General features: G+C 70.4%; 12 protein-coding genes and 1 pseudogene. 3 read left to right on the plus strand and 10 right to left on the minus strand.

The genetic code is table 11. The annotated features are described in order from the left end of the window. Positions 1-29 precede the first annotated feature (29 nt). Positions 30-704 carry a PASTA domain-containing protein gene (locus tag EG812_RS19630; RefSeq protein WP_158632524.1) on the minus strand — a complete coding sequence of 225 codons (675 nt, stop codon included), beginning with the start codon at positions 702-704 and terminating at the stop codon, positions 30-32. Between the two features lie 121 nt (positions 705-825). Here EG812_RS19630 and EG812_RS19635 point away from each other — a divergent pair, with 121 nt between their 5' ends. Then, on the plus strand, positions 826-2,217 hold the full coding sequence (locus EG812_RS19635) for a hypothetical protein (RefSeq protein WP_126712417.1): 1,392 nt from the start codon (positions 826-828) through the stop codon (positions 2,215-2,217). A gap of 4 nt (positions 2,218-2,221) precedes the next feature. Here EG812_RS19635 and EG812_RS19640 read toward each other — a convergent pair whose 3' ends face one another. Both EG812_RS19640 and EG812_RS19645 read right to left on the minus strand, forming a co-directional pair. Continuing rightward, positions 2,222-3,700, minus strand: a complete 1,479-nt coding sequence (locus EG812_RS19640; protein WP_126712418.1) for a glutamate-cysteine ligase family protein — start codon at positions 3,698-3,700, stop codon at positions 2,222-2,224. Between the two features lie 338 nt (positions 3,701-4,038). Further along, complete coding sequence (locus EG812_RS19645; protein ID WP_013730747.1) at positions 4,039-4,620, minus strand: YceI family protein; 582 nt, start codon at positions 4,618-4,620, stop codon at positions 4,039-4,041. 103 nt (positions 4,621-4,723) lie between these two features. On the opposite strand from EG812_RS19645, the gene EG812_RS19650 reads away from it, so the two are divergent. Further along, complete coding sequence (locus EG812_RS19650; RefSeq protein WP_013730746.1) at positions 4,724-5,236, plus strand: MarR family winged helix-turn-helix transcriptional regulator; 513 nt, start codon at positions 4,724-4,726, stop codon at positions 5,234-5,236. 272 nt (positions 5,237-5,508) lie between these two features. Here EG812_RS19650 and EG812_RS19655 read toward each other — a convergent pair. The 7 genes and pseudogenes from EG812_RS19655 to EG812_RS19685 all read right to left on the minus strand — a co-directional run. Then, a pseudogene (locus EG812_RS19655) lies at positions 5,509-7,248 on the minus strand (ATP-binding protein); the annotation flags it as partial. A 112-nt stretch (positions 7,249-7,360) separates the two neighbouring features. After that, positions 7,361-8,509 carry an acyl-CoA dehydrogenase family protein gene (locus EG812_RS19660; protein WP_126712420.1) on the minus strand — a complete coding sequence of 383 codons (1,149 nt, stop codon included), beginning with the start codon at positions 8,507-8,509 and terminating at the stop codon, positions 7,361-7,363. Positions 8,510-8,595: 86 nt separating this feature from the next. Beyond that, positions 8,596-10,128, minus strand: coding sequence for an acyl-CoA carboxylase subunit beta (locus EG812_RS19665; protein WP_043722467.1), 1,533 nt, complete (start codon positions 10,126-10,128; stop codon positions 8,596-8,598). Positions 10,129-10,345: 217 nt separating this feature from the next. Further along, the gene (locus EG812_RS19670) at positions 10,346-11,254 is read right to left on the minus strand and encodes a hydroxymethylglutaryl-CoA lyase (RefSeq protein ID WP_199743916.1); all 909 of its coding nucleotides are present in this window, start codon (positions 11,252-11,254) and stop codon (positions 10,346-10,348) included. Positions 11,255-11,340: 86 nt separating this feature from the next. Continuing rightward, the gene (locus EG812_RS19675) at positions 11,341-12,678 is read right to left on the minus strand and encodes an acetyl-CoA carboxylase biotin carboxylase subunit (protein WP_126712422.1); all 1,338 of its coding nucleotides are present in this window, start codon (positions 12,676-12,678) and stop codon (positions 11,341-11,343) included. A 256-nt stretch (positions 12,679-12,934) separates the two neighbouring features. Continuing rightward, positions 12,935-13,561, minus strand: coding sequence for a TetR/AcrR family transcriptional regulator (locus EG812_RS19680; RefSeq protein ID WP_013730740.1), 627 nt, complete (start codon positions 13,559-13,561; stop codon positions 12,935-12,937). 247 nt (positions 13,562-13,808) lie between these two features. Then, positions 13,809-14,699 carry a sulfurtransferase gene (locus tag EG812_RS19685; RefSeq protein WP_126712423.1) on the minus strand — a complete coding sequence of 297 codons (891 nt, stop codon included), beginning with the start codon at positions 14,697-14,699 and terminating at the stop codon, positions 13,809-13,811. Between the two features lie 122 nt (positions 14,700-14,821). Here EG812_RS19685 and EG812_RS19690 point away from each other — a divergent pair, with 122 nt between their 5' ends. Then, positions 14,822-16,039 carry an LPXTG cell wall anchor domain-containing protein gene (locus EG812_RS19690; RefSeq protein WP_158632525.1) on the plus strand — a complete coding sequence of 406 codons (1,218 nt, stop codon included), beginning with the start codon at positions 14,822-14,824 and terminating at the stop codon, positions 16,037-16,039. Positions 16,040-16,072 lie beyond the last annotated feature (33 nt).

Here is a 16,072-nt window from a genome sequence, read left to right on the forward strand (position 1 = left end):
TCGGCCGGAATCAGCGTGTCGGGTGCCTGTCACTGCCGAAGGAACTCGTCATCCGACGACCGAATCCCGCAGAAGATGTACACGATGTCGTCCCATCGTCCAACGGTGCCGGCGGCGGGCTCCTGTTCGGTGACCTTTCCGGTCAGCCCGGACGGATAGTGCGGCGAAAAGCCCTTGTCGAAGAGTTCGGCCGCCGCCTCCCGGCAGTCTTCCCCGACCACCTGCGGCATCTCGTTCAGTGGGGCCGCCCCGGCCACGGTGATCGAAATCGTGCTGCCGTGCTTCACCGGCGTACCGGCGACCGGATCAGTGCTCCGTACGCTCTGGTTGTCGCCGGTGCCGAAGATGAACTTCCATTCCAGCCCGCGCTTTCGCACCTCGTTCCGGGCCTCTTCGAGGTCCATGCCGACGAGATCCGGCACGGTCAGCCCGGTCGGACTCGGTGCGGCGGCACTGGTCGGGGCGGAGGTGGACGCGGGCCGCTCGCGCGGTGTCGACGGGGCCGGCGCGCTCGGGCTACGGCTTCCCCTCGCAGCGACGGGCGTCTCCGGCTGCCGCTGTTCGTCGCCCGCGAGCACCCAGCCACCGGCGGCTCCGATGACCGCGAGCAGCACCGCCGCGACGCCACCACCAACCACCATCGTCTTCCGATCGGGACCGGTGTCGGCCCGCGTCGTCCGGCCGTCCGTCACCTCACCCGTCATTGCGCCCACCGCCTCATCACCGGCGACCGTACCCATCGACGACAAACACCGTCCGTCACCTTGATCGCCCGGTACGGCGCACGACTCGCCGCGCCGGGCACAGGAGGTTACGCTGCCCGGCATGGCCAGACAGGGCTGGGGAGGATCGATCGCCACCGCGGTCGGCGTGGCAGCTGGTGCCGGTGCCGCCCAACTGGGATTCGGCTACGGCCTGGGCATTCTGAACTGGGCGCCGGCCGAACCGACCGCCGGCACGGCCGCCTGGGTGGCCAGCCTGATCTGGGCCACCTGGATCGCCGCCACCTCGACCGTCTTCGGTGCGGTCTGCGCCCAGCGGCTCCGGGACCGGCGTCCGGCGCTGTCCACACCCGACGTCGAGTCGGCAGCTGACCCGGGTCGACTGCCGGCAACTGACGGGCGCGGTGGTGACAGCCTGTGGTTCATCGCGTTGGCCGGTGCCGCCGCACTGGGCGCGCTGATCACCGTGTTGCTTGTCGCCGTACCCGCCCGGGTCGCGGTGGTACCGGACACTCCCTCGCCGCGGGACATGGCCGCCGGGTACGCCGCGGTCGGTGTGCTGGTCGGCGCGCTGGTGGCCCTCTGGTCACTGCGCTGCCGGGCGGCGGCCACCAACGTAATCGCCACCGCCGGTTGGTTGTGGCTGCTCGCGGTCGTCGCCGTACTCGACTCGGTGCTCGCCGGTCGGGGCCTGACCACCGCCCAGTTGGGCATCTGGCAGCTCAGTTCCGACAGCGACCAGTTCTGGATCCGGGACTACTTCTACTGGCCCGGGGCGATTCTCTCCCTCGGATCGGCGTTGGTGATCGGCGCGCTGGCCGCCCGCCGAGGCGTCCGCGACGCCGACCGCCGGGTGGGTGCCACCGCCTCCGGTGCGGCCGGTCCGCTGCTGGTGGCAGTCGCCTACTTCCTGGCCGTACCGAGGTTGACCGCGATCAACCCGGAGCAGGTGTCCGCCCACCTCATCGCCCCGTACGCGGCAATAGTCGGTGTCGGCGGTTCCGTCCTCGTCGCGGCGCTCGCCCAGCGGTCCGCCCGGCGCAGGTCGATGCAGCCGGCCACCGACGCGGCATCCACCCCGCAGGTGCCTCGACAGCGTCCCGGCACCCACGACAGCACGGACGCACCGACGAACGGTGACCCCGGCGCCACGGGCGTCCCGACCAGCGGTGACCGCGACAGCACGGACATACCGACCACCGGTGACCACGGTGGCGCCTACCCACCGGACAGCGGCAACCGCGACAGCGCGGGCACACCGGCCAGCGGCAATCAGGGCGGCAGCGGTGAACCGACCCGACGCAGCACCTCCGAGCCGTCGGCGGGGCAGCCGTCCGAGGTCATCTCCGCCGAGGCCCGGGACCGTTCGGGGGCGAGCCGCGCCGAGGCCGGCGGCGGCTCGGAGGCGGGTACGGACGCCGAGCCGGCAACCGGCGCCACTGCCGGGCCGGAGGCTTCGAGCCGACGGGCCCGACCACCGCGTCGCGCCCGCTGACGGGTCAGTCGACGGGCCAGGTGTGCACCGGCTCGTTGCTGCCCTGCAGCTCGGCGTAGCGCTGGAGCATGTGGTGCAGCGCGGCCGGTCGGTCCAGGCCCCGCTGCCGCTGTGCGGCCCACACCGTCGCCGTCTGCCAGACCGCCCCGTTACGGCCGGTACGACAGCGCTGCTCGATGATGCCGAGGAGCCGGTCGCGTTCGGCCGGGGCCACCCCGAAGGCGTCGAGCCCGGCGGATGCGATGGGCAACAGCACGTCCAGCACCAACCTGGTCACCGGCACCTCGCCGAGCCGGGGCCAGTGCAGGACGGCGTCCATGCCCCGTCGGGCGGCGACGTGGAAGTTCTCCTCGGCGGAGCTGAAGGTGAGCTGACTCCAGATCGGACGGTCGGCTTCGGCCAGGCCGCGGACCAGCCCGAAGTAGAAGGCGGCGTTGGCCAGCATGTCGACCACGGTCGGGCCGGCCGGCAGCACCCGGTTCTCGACCCGCAGGTGCGGACGCCCGTTCATGATGTCGTAGACCGGGCGGTTCCAGCGGTAGACGGTGCCGTTGTGCAGTCGCAGCTCGGCCAACTCGGGCACACCGCCGGCATGCAGGACCTCGACCGGGTCCTCGCTCTCACAGATCGGCAGCAGCGGCGGGAAGTAGCGGACGTTCTCCTCGAAGAGGTCGAAGATCGAGGTGATCCATCGTTCGCCGAACCACACCCGGGGTCGTACGCCCTGCGCCTTCAGCTCGTCCGGGCGGGTGTCGGTGGCCTGTTCGAACAGGGCGATCCTGGTTTCCGCCCAGAGCTGCCGGCCGTACAGGAAGGGTGAATTGGCACCCACCGCGACCTGCGCTCCGGCGATCGCCTGGGAGGCGTTCCAGTAGTCGGCGAAGCTGTCCGGCGCGACCTGGAGGTGGAACTGGAGGCTGGTGCAGGCCGCCTCGGGCGCGATCGAGTCGGTGTGCGTACGCAGCCGTTCGACACCACGGATGTCGAGTTCGATGTCCTCGCCCCGGGCACCGACGATCTGGTCGTTGAGCACCCGGTACCGTTCGTTCGTCGACAGGTTGTCGGCGACCAGGTGACGCTCGGTCAGCGTGGGCAGGATGCCGACCAGGACGATCCGGGTGTCCGACCGGGCCGCCCGCTCACTCGCCCGGTTGAGGCTGCCGAGCAGGCCGCGTTCGTAGTCGGTGAAGCCCGCACCGGAGATCAGTCGAGGGTTGGCGTTCAGCTCCAGGTTGAACTGTCCCAGCTCGGTCTGGAACAGCGGATCGGCGATGGCGGCGAGGATCTCCTCGTTGCGCATCGCGGGTTCGGCTGCGGGGTCGACCAGGTTGAGCTCGATCTCCAGCCCGGTCATCGGCCGGTCGGCGTCGAAGCCGAAGTCGTCAAGCATCAGGGCGAAGACGTCCAGGCAACGGCGGACCTTCTGCCGGTAGAGGACCCGGTCCTCGCGGGAGAATGCGGCCCGATCGACGTCCCTGCCCATGTGTTCCTCCCGGCGCGCGACGCGACGGAACGGTGCCGTTCCGCAGCGCAGTGTGAACCTTACTCGCCGACGCGCCGAACCTGGCCGTCCCGAAGATCGGTCCATTGCCGCAGTCCCCCCGCAGAGCAGCGCCGCTCTGACCAGCGACGGGCCAGTTCGGACACGCCGGAAGAAGTCCTACCCAGCGCCGGTGTCGTGGCCTACGAACAGCTTGACGAACAATCTGTGACATTTGGCACCGACGGCAGCGCCCTGGGACGGTGGGGCCAGGGCACAGGGGTGGTGAACAGCCGACAGGCCCGCGCGGTGAAGCGCGGGCCTGTCGGGCGTACGAGAGGTCAGGCCTGGCGGACGGCCTCGCCCTCGATCTCGATCTTGATCTTCTTGCCGACCAGGACGCCACCCGACTCCAGGGCGACGTTCCAGGTCAGGCCGAACTCCTCACGGTCGATCTCGGCGCTCGCCGAGAAGCCGAAGATGTCGGTGCCGAAGGGGCTGCGGCCGACACCCTCGAACTCGACCGTGAGGTCGACCGGGCGGGTCACGTCCTTGATGGTGAGTTCGCCGGCGAGGACGAACTCGTTACCGCTGTGGGACTTCACGCCGGTGCTGCGGTACTCCAGCGTGGGGAACTTCTCCACGTCGAGGAAGTCGCCGCTGCGCAGGTGGGTGTCCCGGTCGGCCTGGGCGGTGGTGATGCTGGCCGCCTGGATGGTCGCGCTGACCGTGGACTCCAGCGGCTCCTCGGCGATCGTGATGGTCGCGCTGGCCTCGGTGAACTCACCGCGAACCTTCGCCACCATCATGTGCCGGGCCATGAAGCCGACCCGCTTGTGCGCGGCGTCCAGCAGGTAGGTGCCAGCCGCCGGGATGGTCAGGCCGTTCCACTCGCGGGTAACCGACTCGGTGCTGCTGGTCATGAGAGACTGCCCTCCGGTAGAGAATGTTGGCTTGGTCAACGACTGACCAAGCAACTATACCCTCGACAATATTCCACGTGTCAAGGACTGCTAGGATGGCCTGGTGAACCCGAACGTGTTCGATGACTCTCGCATCACGGCTGTCGGCCTCCTCTTCGAGGTACATGCCGGGCTGTCCGCCCGGTTCGCCGCGCAGATGGAAGAACACGGGCTGTCCCCGGTCGAGTTCGAGGTGCTGACCCGGCTCACCCGCTCGCCCGACAACCAACTGAGAATGACCGACCTCGCGGCCCAGACCTCGCTGTCCACCAGCGGCGTGACCCGGGTGGTCGACCGGATGGAACGCGACGGCCTGATCGTCAGACGTGCCTGCGCGTCCGACCGGCGCAGTTCGTTCGCCGTGGTGACGCCGGCCGGCCTGCGCCGGCTCGATGAGTGCCTGCCCGGTCACCTCCAACTCATCGAGGACTGGTTCACCGGCCAACTGGATCCGACCGCCCTGAACGCCCTGCTCGACGGCCTGCGCCGGGTGCGGGACGCGGTGCATCCCTGCGCCACGGCCGGCAGTGGTGACCCGGCCACCGGACCGGAGCACGCCAAGTCCACCGCCTGTTGATCGTCGTTCGCAGGTGCCGCGTTTTCAACCCCCGCCGCCGAACTATCGGTGGTCGGCCCAGCAGCCGAGGGTGACGTCAGCGGCAGAAAGAGCGGCAGAACCGATCGAACAAACGGCGATAGGTCACCAAATGCGACAGGTCGCCTTTCGCCGTCTCGCTAGTCTCGGGTCACCGGGGGCGCAATGGGGGGTGCCGGCGCGGGCGATGAGCGAGGGGTGGCAACAGGGGGCTTCCTCGCCCGCGCCACCACCCCCCGTTGTCGTGACCGATCGCGGGCCTTCGGCAACTCCTCCACCACAGCGGCCTGCCCGTCGGCGAGCGATGCCGCCCCGCGCGACGCGCGCAGGCGCAGTTCCCCGTCGGCCTCGGCGGTACGTGGGTCGGCCAGCAGCCGCAGCAGCCACTGCCGCCCGGCGCCGGCGCGCCCGCGAAGCCGCCACCAGAGCGGCAGGCCGGCCGCCAGGCGCAACGCGGTCAATGGGTCGTCCACCGCGGCGTACGCCAGCGCGGCACTGATGTCCCCGGACACCTCGTCGAGTCGACGCGCCGCACCGGTGGCGTCGGCCCCGGTCAGGCCCGGTGCGGTGCGCTCCACGAACCACGTGATCACTCGCGCGTGCCGACGCTGGATCACCGCCGCCTCACCGGCGCCGGAAACCCGTTCGACGGCGTAGTCGCGTACCGCGTCGAGCAGTCGGAAGCGAAACGGCCCATCCCCGCGTACGTGCAGCAGTCCCAGTTCGATGAACCGGTTGAGCAGCCGTACGGGGTCGGCGGTGATGGCCGTGCCGGTGAGCATCTCCTCGGCCAGTTCGATCGACCACCGGTTGTCGAACGCGGAGAACCGGCGCAGCGCCGCACGCTCCTCGTCGTCGAGCAGCCGGTAGCTCGTCGCCACCGCGTCGCGCAGCGTCCCCGCCACCGCCGCCCGGGTGTCGTCCGGCCGCAGTTGACCGGTCGGCCAACCGCTGCGGGTCGCCATGTCCAGGTCCAGCACCCGATCGCCGTAGCGGTCGAGCAGTTCGGTCAGGCTGAGCAGCCGACCGCGTGCCGCCATCAGTTCGATGGCCAGCGGAAGCCCGCCCAGTCGCCGCACCAGCGCGGCCAGCGCCGGAAGTTCGGTCTCGGTCGGTGGCTCCCGGCGGACCTGCGCCAGCCGAGCGGTGAACAGCGCCACCGCCGGGGAGGCGGCGAGCGCCGACGGCTCGATGTCTCCCGATGCCGGCGCCTCCAGTGGCAACACCGGTCGGACCCACTCGTCCGGCAGCCCCACCGGATGCCGACCGGTGACAAGTACCCGCAGCGTGGGCACGGCGTCGACGAGACGCTGCACCGCACCGGCCACCGGATCGGGGGCCCGGTCGGCCGCGTCCACCAGCAGCGTCGGGTCGCCGATCCGGGCGGTCAACTCGGTCGTCCGGGACACTCCGAAGGCGCCCAGCGCGGCCGCGAACACGTCGGCGACGTCCGACCCGACGTCGACGTGCAGCCCGCTGACACCGCCCGGACGACCGGACTCCGACGGCGGCCCGACCGGGCTCGCTCGTCGAGCGGCGGCGACGGCGTGGCAGGCGGCCAGCGCGAGGGCGGTCTTGCCGACACCCGCCACCCCCACCAGGCTGATCACCCGAGGTCCGCGCGGCTCGGTCAGCAGGGTGACCAACTCGGCCAGATCCCGTTCCCGCCCGATCAGCTCGGGCGGTGGCGGGACGGGTGTCGGCTCACCCGCAGTGGCCCGGGCGGTGCCGCCATCGGCTCTGCGAGCCGCGGCCACGAAGGCCGTACGGGCGGCACCGGACAGGTCGAGCGCATCGGCGAGCAGATCGACGGTGGTGCGCTGCGGGCGCGAGGAGCGTCCCCGTTCCAGGTCACGAACCGTCCGTACGCCGACGCCGGCACGAGTCGCGAGTTCGGCCTGGGTGAGGCCGGCGGCCCGGCGATGCCCCCGCAGCAGATCCGCAAGGCCGGACGACCCGATCCACCCGGATGAACGATCATGACTCGAAGTCATGGTCCGGGACATTACGGGCCAGGCCCGACATCCGGCAGGCGAGCGTCAACCACCCGACCGGTCGATGCCGAAACCCGACAGGCGACCGGCGCACCCGGTCACCGGACCCCGGTCACATCCCCAGGTCACGCGCGATGATCATGCGCTGCACCTCGGACGTGCCCTCGCCGATCTCCAGGATCTTGGAGTCCCGCCAGAACCGGGCCACCGGGTACTCGTTCATGAAGCCGTACCCGCCGTGGATCTGCGTCGCCTCCCGGGCGTTGTCCACCGCGATCGTGCTGGCGTGCAGCTTGGCGATCGCCGCCTGCCGCTTGAACGGCTCGCCGGCAAGCATCCGGGCCGCCGCGTCGTAGTACGCCAGCCGGGCCGTGTGCGCCTTCATCTCCATGTCCGCGACCTTGAACTGGATCGCCTGGTAGGTGCCGATCGGCTGGCCGAAGGCGTGCCGCTCGCGGGCGTACTTGATCGACTCGTCGACGCAGCCCTGGGCGAGGCCCACGGCCAGCGCGGCGATGGCGATCCGGCCCTCGTCGAGGATGCGCAGGAACTGGGCGAAGCCGCGACCGCGCTCGCCGAGCAGGTTCTCCGCCGGCACCCGGCAGTCGTCGAAGGTCAACTCGTGGGTGTCCGAGGCGGTCCAGCCGACCTTGGAGTAGCCGGGCGCCACGATGAAGCCCGGCGTACCGCTCGGCACGATGATGGTGGACAGTTCCTTCGCGCCGTCCGGCCGGGTGCCGGTGACGGCGGTGACGGTGACCAGGGCGGTGATGTCGGTGCCCGAGTTGGTGATGAACGCCTTCGAACCGTTGATCACCCACTCGTCGCCGTCCAGCACGGCCCGGGTCTCGGTGCCCCCGGCGTCCGACCCGGTGCCCGGCTCGGTGAGCCCGAACCCGGCCAGCGCCTCGCCGCTGAGCAGCTTCGGCAGCCACCGGGCCTTCTGCTCCTCGGTGCCGAACCGGTAGATCGGCATCGCGCCGAGCGAGACCGCCGCCTCCAGGGTGATCGCCACGCTGGAGTCGACCCGGGCCAACTCCTCCAACGCCAGGCAGAGGGCGAAGTAGTCGCCACCCATGCCGCCGTACTGCTCGGCGAAGGGCAGCCCGAACAGGCCCATCTTGCCCATCTGCCGGATGACCTCGTACGGGAAGGTGTGCTGCTCGTAGTGCTCGGCGATGACCGGCGCGACCACCTCGCGGGCGAAGTCCCGCACGCTGTCGCGCAGCGCCTGGTGCTCCTCGGAGAGCCGGAAGTCCATCGGGGTTCCTCCTGTGTGGACGGCCGACGAGCGCTCGTGACGCCTCGACGGTGCCGGTGCTGGCTGATGCGTACGGTGACGCCGGTTCAGACGGGGGTGACGCCGTGCCGACGACGGGAGAAGTGCCGGTCCTTGCTCCGGGCGGCGGTGAAGCGGCGGATCAGTTCGGCGCGCAGTTCGTGCGGCTCGACGATCGCGTCGATGACAAGTTCGCTGGCCAGCCGGACGATGTCGATGTCCTGCTCGTACTCGGCGCGCTTGGCGGCGACGAAGGCGGCCCGTTCGGCCTCGTCCTCGATCGCGGCGATCTTGTTCGCGTACACCGCGTTGACCGCGGCCTCCGCGCCCATCACCGCGATCTTCGCGGTGGGCAGCGCGATTGTCGCGTCCGGCTCGAAGCCGGGACCGGCCATGGCGTAGAGGCCTGCCCCGTACGCCTTGCGCACCACCACACAGATCTTGGGTACGGTCGCCTCGGAGATCGCGGTGATCATCTTGGCGCCGTGCCGGATGATGCCCTGCTTCTCCACCGCGCTGCCGACCATGAAGCCGGGCACGTCGGAGAGGAACAGCAGCGGCACGTTGAACGCGTCGCAGAGTTGCACGAACCGGCTCGCCTTGTCGGCCGAGTCGACGAAGAGCACCCCGCCCTTGAACATCGAGTTGTTGCCGACCACGCCGACGACCTCGCCGTTCAGCCGGCCGAACCCGATGGTCAACTCCTTGGCCCAGAGCGCCTGGATCTCGAAGAACGAATCCTCGTCGAGCAGGCCCTTGACGTACCGTCGCATGTCGAAGGCCTGCCGCTCGCTGGCCGGCACCAGCGCGGCCAGGTCCGCCTTGGCGGGTGCGGCGACCGCCTCGGCGGTCGGCGGCTGCTGGGTCCAGTTCGCCGGCAGGTACGACAGGTAGCGCTTGACCACGTCGAGCGCCTCGGCCTCGGTCTTGCAGAGGAAGTGCCCGACGCCCGACTCGGCGCAGTGGACCTTCGCCCCGCCCATGGCCTCCAGAGTGGTCTTCTCCCCGGTGACCATCTCGACCATCCGGTCGGAGCCGAGGTACATGCTGGCGTTGCCGTCCACCATGGCCACCACGTCGCAGAACGCCGGGATGTACGCGCCACCGGCCGCGCTCGGCCCGAACAGCGCGCAGACCTGGGGGATAGAGCCGGATGCGCGTACCTGATTCCAGAAGATCTTGCCGGCACCGCGGCGACCCGGGAACAGCTCGACCTGGTCGGTGATCCGCGCCCCGGCCGAGTCGACCAGGTAGACCATCGGCACGCCGGTGTCGTACGCCCGCTCGATGATTCGGATGATCTTCTCGACGGTACGCGCACCCCAGCTGCCGGCCTTGACCGTGGAATCGTTGGCCATCAGGCAGACCTGGCGACCGTCGATGGTGGCGGTGCCGGTCACCACCCCGTCGGCGGGCAGCCCGTCGGCGAGCGCGTTGGCGTAGAGCCCGTCCTCGACGAACGATCCCTCGTCGACCAGCAGCGCGACCCGCTCCCGGGCGAACAGCTTTCCCTTGGCCGCGTTCGCCGCGTGATACTTCTCCGCGCCACCGGCCCGAACGCGCTTACCGAGCTGCTCCAGCGCCCCACCGTCAACAGTCACCACGGCTCCCCACCACGCCCAGCCTGAACGATCGTTAATCTACCCCACCCACGCCCACCCTCACCACGCCACACCCACCCCTCCTGCCCGCGATCTTGCACTTCTCGTCGCCACATATCGACATAAGGAGCGCATATGGGCGACAAAAACTGCAAGATCGCGGGTGAATGGGGCGGCGCGGGGAGGGGTGGGGCGTGTGGGGTTCAGGGGAGGGGGTTCAGGGGAGGGGGGTCAGGGCGGTGCGGGGGCCGGCGCGGAGGACGCCGGAGGGGAGGCGGCGGGCGGTGAGGTCCTCGGCGAGTTTGGCGGCGTCGATCAGGGCGTCGAGGTCGATGCCGGTGTCGATGCCCATGTCGTGCAGCATGTGCACCGCCTCCTCGGTGGCCAGGTTTCCGCTGGCACCCGGCGCGTACGGGCAGCCGCCGAGACCGCCGACGCTGGCGTCGAACTCGGTCACCCCGAACTCCAACGCGGTCAACAGGTTCGCCAGGGCGGTGCCCCGGGTGTTGTGGAAGTGCAGCAGCACCGGGATGTCCGCGTTGCGGTCGCGTACGGCGGTGAGCAGGTCACGGACCCGTCGGGGCGTACCCATGCCGGTGGTGTCGCCGAAGGCCACGCGGTCGGTGCCGTCGGCGACCACCCGTTCCACGATGGCCGCGACCCGGGCCGGATCGATGTCCCCCTCGTACGGGCAGCCGAAGCTGGTCGCGATGATCACCTCGGCCTGCGCGCCGGCACCGTGCAGCAGGTCGATCAGTTCGGCGATGTCGTCGAGCGACTCGGCGGTGGAACGGTTGACGTTGCGCCGGTTGTGCGTATCGCTGGCGGAGACGACCACCTCGATCTCGGTGAACCCGGCGGCCAGGGCCCGCTGCGCGCCTCGCGTGTTCGGCACCAGCGCCGAGTAGCGAACTCCGTCGACCTTCGTGGCCCGTTGCCACACCTCGTCGGCGTCGGCCATCTGCGGGATCGCCTTGGGGTGCACGAACGACACGGCCTCGATCCGCCGTACGCCGGTGCGGGACAGCGCGTCGAGCAGCCGCACCTTCGCCTCGGTCGGGATCGGCTCCTCGTTCTGCAGCCCGTCACGCGGCCCAACCTCCCGGATGGACACGACCCCCGGCAGTTCCCTCATCCCGGCCACCTCACTGTGCACCTCAACCTCTCCTCGTCCTCTCCGAGCATGGCACCCCCACCCGCATGCGGATGGGGTCAGCGCATGCGGGTTATCAGGGTGGTGTCGTAGGTGCCGGCGGTGAACTCCTGGTTGTCCAGGAGTTCGGTGAAGAAGGGAAGGTTGTTCTTGGGGCCGGCCAGGGCGAAGTCGGCCACGGCGGTGCGGGCGCGGGCGATCGCCTCGGGGCGGGTGTCGGCGTAGACGACGAGCTTGGCCATCAGGCTGTCGTAGAACGGGGTCACGGTGTTGCCCTCGACGTAGCCGGAGTCGACGCGTACGCCCTCGCCGGTGGGCTCCACCCAGGTCTTGATCACTCCGGGGCCGGGCAGGAACCGCTTCGGGTCCTCGGCGTTGATCCGCAGCTCGATGGCGTGGCCGCGCGGGCTGAGCGCGTCCGGGTCGAAGGTGGGGGCCAGGCCGGCGGCCACCCGCAGTTGCTCCTCGACCAGATCCAGGCCGTAGACCAGCTCGGTGACCGGGTGCTCCACCTGGAGCCGGGTGTTCATCTCCAGGAAGAAGAACTCGTCGGTGCCCGGGACCAGCAGGCATTCCACCGTGCCCGCGTTGCGGTAGTCGACCGCCTCGCCGGCCCGTACCGCCGCCGCGAGCAGGCGTTCCCGCAGCTTTGGGGAGACCGCCGGAGAGGGCGACTCCTCGACCAGCTTCTGGTTGCGGCGCTGCACCGAACACTCCCGCTCACCGAGGGCGACCACCCGACCGTCGGCGAGGCCGAGGATCTGCACCTCGACGTGCCGTACCCGGGGGAAGTAGCGCTCGATCAACACCGAACCGTCGCCGAACATCCGCTCGGCGAACGCGCGCACCTTGTCGTACTCGGTACGCAGCGCGTCTTCGTCGGCGGCCACGCCCATGCCCATGCCGCCACCGCCGGCGGCGGCCTTCACCATGACCGGGTAGCCGATCTCGCCCGCCGCAGCCAGCGCCGCCGTCAGGTCGGCGGCCGGCTCGGTGGTCCCGGGTGCCACCGGAACCCCGGCGGCGGCCATCAGGTTCCGCGCATTGATCTTGTCGCCCATCGCGCTTATCGCGTCCGCGCCAGGTCCAACCCAGATCAGGCCACTGGCCTCGACGGTACGGGCGAAGTCGGCGTTCTCGGACAGGAAGCCGTAGCCGGGGTGGATGGCCTGCGCACCGGTCGACTCGGCGGCGGCGAGGATCGCCTCGGTGTTGCGGTAGCTCTGCGCCGGGTTGGCCGGCCCGACGCAGACCGCCTCGTCGGCCTCGCGCACGAACGGCAGATCGGCGTCGACCTCCGAGTGCACCGCGATCGCGCGTACGCCGAGCCGCCGCGCGGTACGGATGATCCGGCGGGCGATCTCGCCCCGGTTGGCGACCAGCAACGACTCGATCATGAGTCCTCCGAGCGTCCAGATGGTGGGACAGCATGCTAGGCAGGCGTACCGCCGTGGAGCAAGGAAGCGGGTCACTCTCCGCCCGCGACAGTGCTGCCGAAGCGGCGCGTCGGCGCAGGTGGACCGGCATGTCGGGGCAGGTGCATGCCGATGCGGGCCAGGAGGCTCAGACTGTTCCGGTCGGGGCGCGGGAGTCGCAGACAGAGCCGGTTGCGGCGCGGGAGACCCAGGCGAGGCCGGTTGCGGCGCGGGAGGCTCAGGCGGGGTCGGTGGGGGCGAGAAGTGCGGCGAGGGTGGCGGCGCGCAGCAACTCGGCCCGGCGGCGGCGGTCGACCTCGCCGCCGAGGAACGGGGTGGAGTTCATCAGGCCGAACGCGGCGTGGGCCAGCACCCGCGCCTCGCCGTCGGGCAGCCCGGCGTGCAGGGCGGTCAGCACGGTGACCCACTCCTCCACGTAGAGCCGCTGAAGACGCCGGATGCGCCGTCGGGGCTCCTCGGGCAGCCGGTCCAGCTCGTGCAGGTGCAACGCGATGACAGCGGGATTGGCCAGTGCGAAGTCGACGTGAAAGTCGATCAACGACTCCAGCACGGCGCGGGGATCGCCCGGGTGGGCGGCGGCGCGCTGCCGACCGCCGTCGAGCAGCCCTTCGCTCACCGGCACCAGCGCGGCGACAAGCATCGCTTCCTTGCCGGCGAAGTGGTGGTAGAGCGCCGGGCCGGTCACCCCGGCCGCCGCGCCGATGTCGTCCATCGACACACCGTGGTAACCGCGCGAGGCGAACAGCCCCACCGCGATCTCCAGGATCTCGTCCTTGCGGGACCGGCGCCGCCCCGTTCCCGTGGCCCCGCTGTTCGCGCCGCGGGCCCGCTGCTCCACCGTCACCGGGCAAGCGTAGACCCAGGCCGATGACGGGGGGCAGGCTCGGTTACCCGCCAGTCCGCCTGCCGGGAACGCCCGCCCGGCAGCGCTGTCGAAAACCCTCCCAGGGCGACACGCCGCACCAGCCCAGAGGACAAATCCACCCCCGGCGGGCACGTCCGGCCCCCACCGCCCGGCGCTACCGGACAGCCGACCGCCGATCGATCATGAAGTTGCCTGCGTCCGGCAACTCCATGATCGACTCGACGGATCAGGTCGGGTTCGGGCCCTTCACGACGGGAGCGCGGACCAGGTTGCCCCATTCCGTCCAGGAGCCGTCGTAGTTGCGGACCTGCGGGTAGCCGAGCAGGTGGCGCAGCACGAACCAGGTGTGGCTGGACCGCTCCCCGATCCGGCAGTACGCGATCACGTCGTCGTCGGGGCTCAGCCCGAGCTGGTCGGCGTAGATGGCGCGCAGTTCCTCGGCCGACTTGAAGGTGCCGTCGTCGTTGGCGGCGGACTTCCACGGCTTGCTCACCGCACCCGGGATGTGCCCACCGCGCAGCGCACCCTCCTGCGGGTAATCCGGCATGTGCAGCATGTCGCCGGTGTACTCACCCGGCGAACGCACGTCGACCAGCGGGCGGCCCGCCGCGACGTGCGCCGCCACCTCCTCGCGGAACGCCCGCACCGGTGCGTCGTCGCGCTGCGGCACCGGGTACTGCGCCCGCGGTCGGTCGGGCCTGTCGCGGGTCAGCTCCCGGCCCTCGGCGATCCACTTCTGCCGCCCGCCGTCGAGCAGGCGCACGTCGGCGTGACCGAAAAGCGTGAAGACCCAGAGGGCGTACGCGGCCCACCAGTTGAAGTTGTCGCCGTAGAAGACGACCGTGTCGTCCCGGCCGATGCCCTTGGCGGCGCAGAGTTCGGCGAACCGTTCGGCGTCCAGATAGTCGCGGGTCACCTGGTCGTTCAACTCCAGGTGCCAGTCGACCTTCACCGCACCGGGAATGTGCCCGGTGTCGTAGAGCAGCACGTCCTCGTCGGATTCGACGACGACCAGACCCTCGTCGTGCAGGTGCTCGGCCAGCCACTCGGTGGTGACCAGCCGCTGCGGGTCGGCGTAGGACTGGAGTCGGGGATCGGGATCACTCGGCACAGGCATGATCCCCAAGGTACCCAGTCGCGGGCTGCCGGGTGGCACGCTCCGCTGACGGGACAGCGCGACGAGGCCACCACGAATATCGTCGACAACAAACATTGGCCGTTCCCTCGGAAGGTTTCGCTGTGGCTGTTGGTCGTCGCTGGCTGTCACGTACGGTGGCCGCCACGTTGCTCGTCCTTGCCGGTACGGCTCTCCCCGCTGGTCCCGCCGCTGCGGTCGACCCGGAGCCGAAGTTCGCCTTCGATCTGACCAGCACGACGGCTCCGCTGGGAGTCGAAACGAAGAGAATCCATCTGAGATTCACCAACCTGACGACTGACGAGACCCCGACCGCGTGGCAGTTCAACGTCCGCCCCACCGATCCGGACTCCTGGGAGAAGGCCGCCGTCCAGTGGCCCGGCCCGGGCACCGACATCGGCGAGTGCGACGGTGAGCCCGAACACTTCTACTGCCACATCGCTGCCCCTGCGCATGAGGGGTTGATACCGGGACCCGGCGAGACTACGGAGATCCCGCTCGACATCCGTGTCCGCGTGCAGGACGAGCCGTACGAGGGCAGCTTCGTGGTCACCGTGCACGCGTACTGGGCGGGCGAGCGGTCACCCGACGTCGAGAAGACCTTCCCGCTGACGATCGTCGACGAGGCCGAGGCTGATCTGTCGGTACTCGCCCCGGACGTGAAGCAGTCGGTGCAGGTGGATGCGGACGGCAAGCTCGAAGCGACCGGGCCGCTGAACCCGGGCGAGACGGCCGCTGTGCGCTACCAGATCGTCAACCAGGGCCGGAAGGCGGTCAGCGGGGTCAAGGTCACGCTGGGCCTACCCGAGGGCGTCACCTTCACCGCGCCGCCCGAGGAGTGCGCGATCGGCGCCGACGGACGCTCGGCGGTCTGCACCTACGACACGCTCGCACTCGTACCGGCCGCTGAGGACACCGACCCCAGGGACGACGTTCACTCCGCCGTCGAGGTGCACAACCTGGTGACCGTGCCGGCCGACACCAAGGCACCCGTCACGTTGCAGGGCGGGACCGTGCAGGTCGAGGGCCTGACCGAGGAGGTCGTCGCCAAGTCCGACCTGGTGCGTACCAAGCTGCCGGCGAACGCTGTCGCCGTACCGGCGGCGGATGTGGATGCCAGCGACAACCAGGACGGCTTCTCCGTCGTGGTCGTCGCGCCCCGCAGCGGCGGGGACGACGACGGTGGCAACGGTGGCGGTGGTGAGCTGCCGATCACCGGGTCGCCGACCACGCTGATCGCCGGAATCGGTGTCGTCCTGCTGGCAGGTGGCGGCCTGATGCTGCTGCTCGCCCGACGTCGGCAGCGCCTGCCGCACGCCTAGCGGCCCTCGCGTCACCCGCCTGACCAGGAAGTC

The organism is Verrucosispora sp. FIM060022 (assembly GCF_003977705.1).
In the GTDB taxonomy this organism is placed as follows: domain Bacteria; phylum Actinomycetota; class Actinomycetes; order Mycobacteriales; family Micromonosporaceae; genus Micromonospora; species Micromonospora gifhornensis.

Bases quoted from the DNA above. Each gene is read 5' to 3' on its own strand.
- EG812_RS19645 (WP_013730747.1), bottom strand. From the start codon at position 4,620: ATGACCAGCAGCACCGAGTCGGTTACCCGCGAGTGGAACGGCCTGACC.
- EG812_RS19635 (WP_126712417.1), top strand. From the start codon at position 826: ATGGCCAGACAGGGCTGGGGAGGATCGATCGCCACCGCGGTCGGCGTG.
- EG812_RS19660 (WP_126712420.1), bottom strand. From the start codon at position 8,509: ATGGACTTCCGGCTCTCCGAGGAGCACCAGGCGCTGCGCGACAGCGTG.
- EG812_RS19685 (WP_126712423.1), bottom strand. From the start codon at position 14,699: ATGCCTGTGCCGAGTGATCCCGATCCCCGACTCCAGTCCTACGCCGAC.
- EG812_RS19640 (WP_126712418.1), bottom strand. From the start codon at position 3,700: ATGGGCAGGGACGTCGATCGGGCCGCATTCTCCCGCGAGGACCGGGTC.
- EG812_RS19675 (WP_126712422.1), bottom strand. From the start codon at position 12,678: ATGATCGAGTCGTTGCTGGTCGCCAACCGGGGCGAGATCGCCCGCCGG.
- EG812_RS19630 (WP_158632524.1), bottom strand. From the start codon at position 704: ATGACGGGTGAGGTGACGGACGGCCGGACGACGCGGGCCGACACCGGT.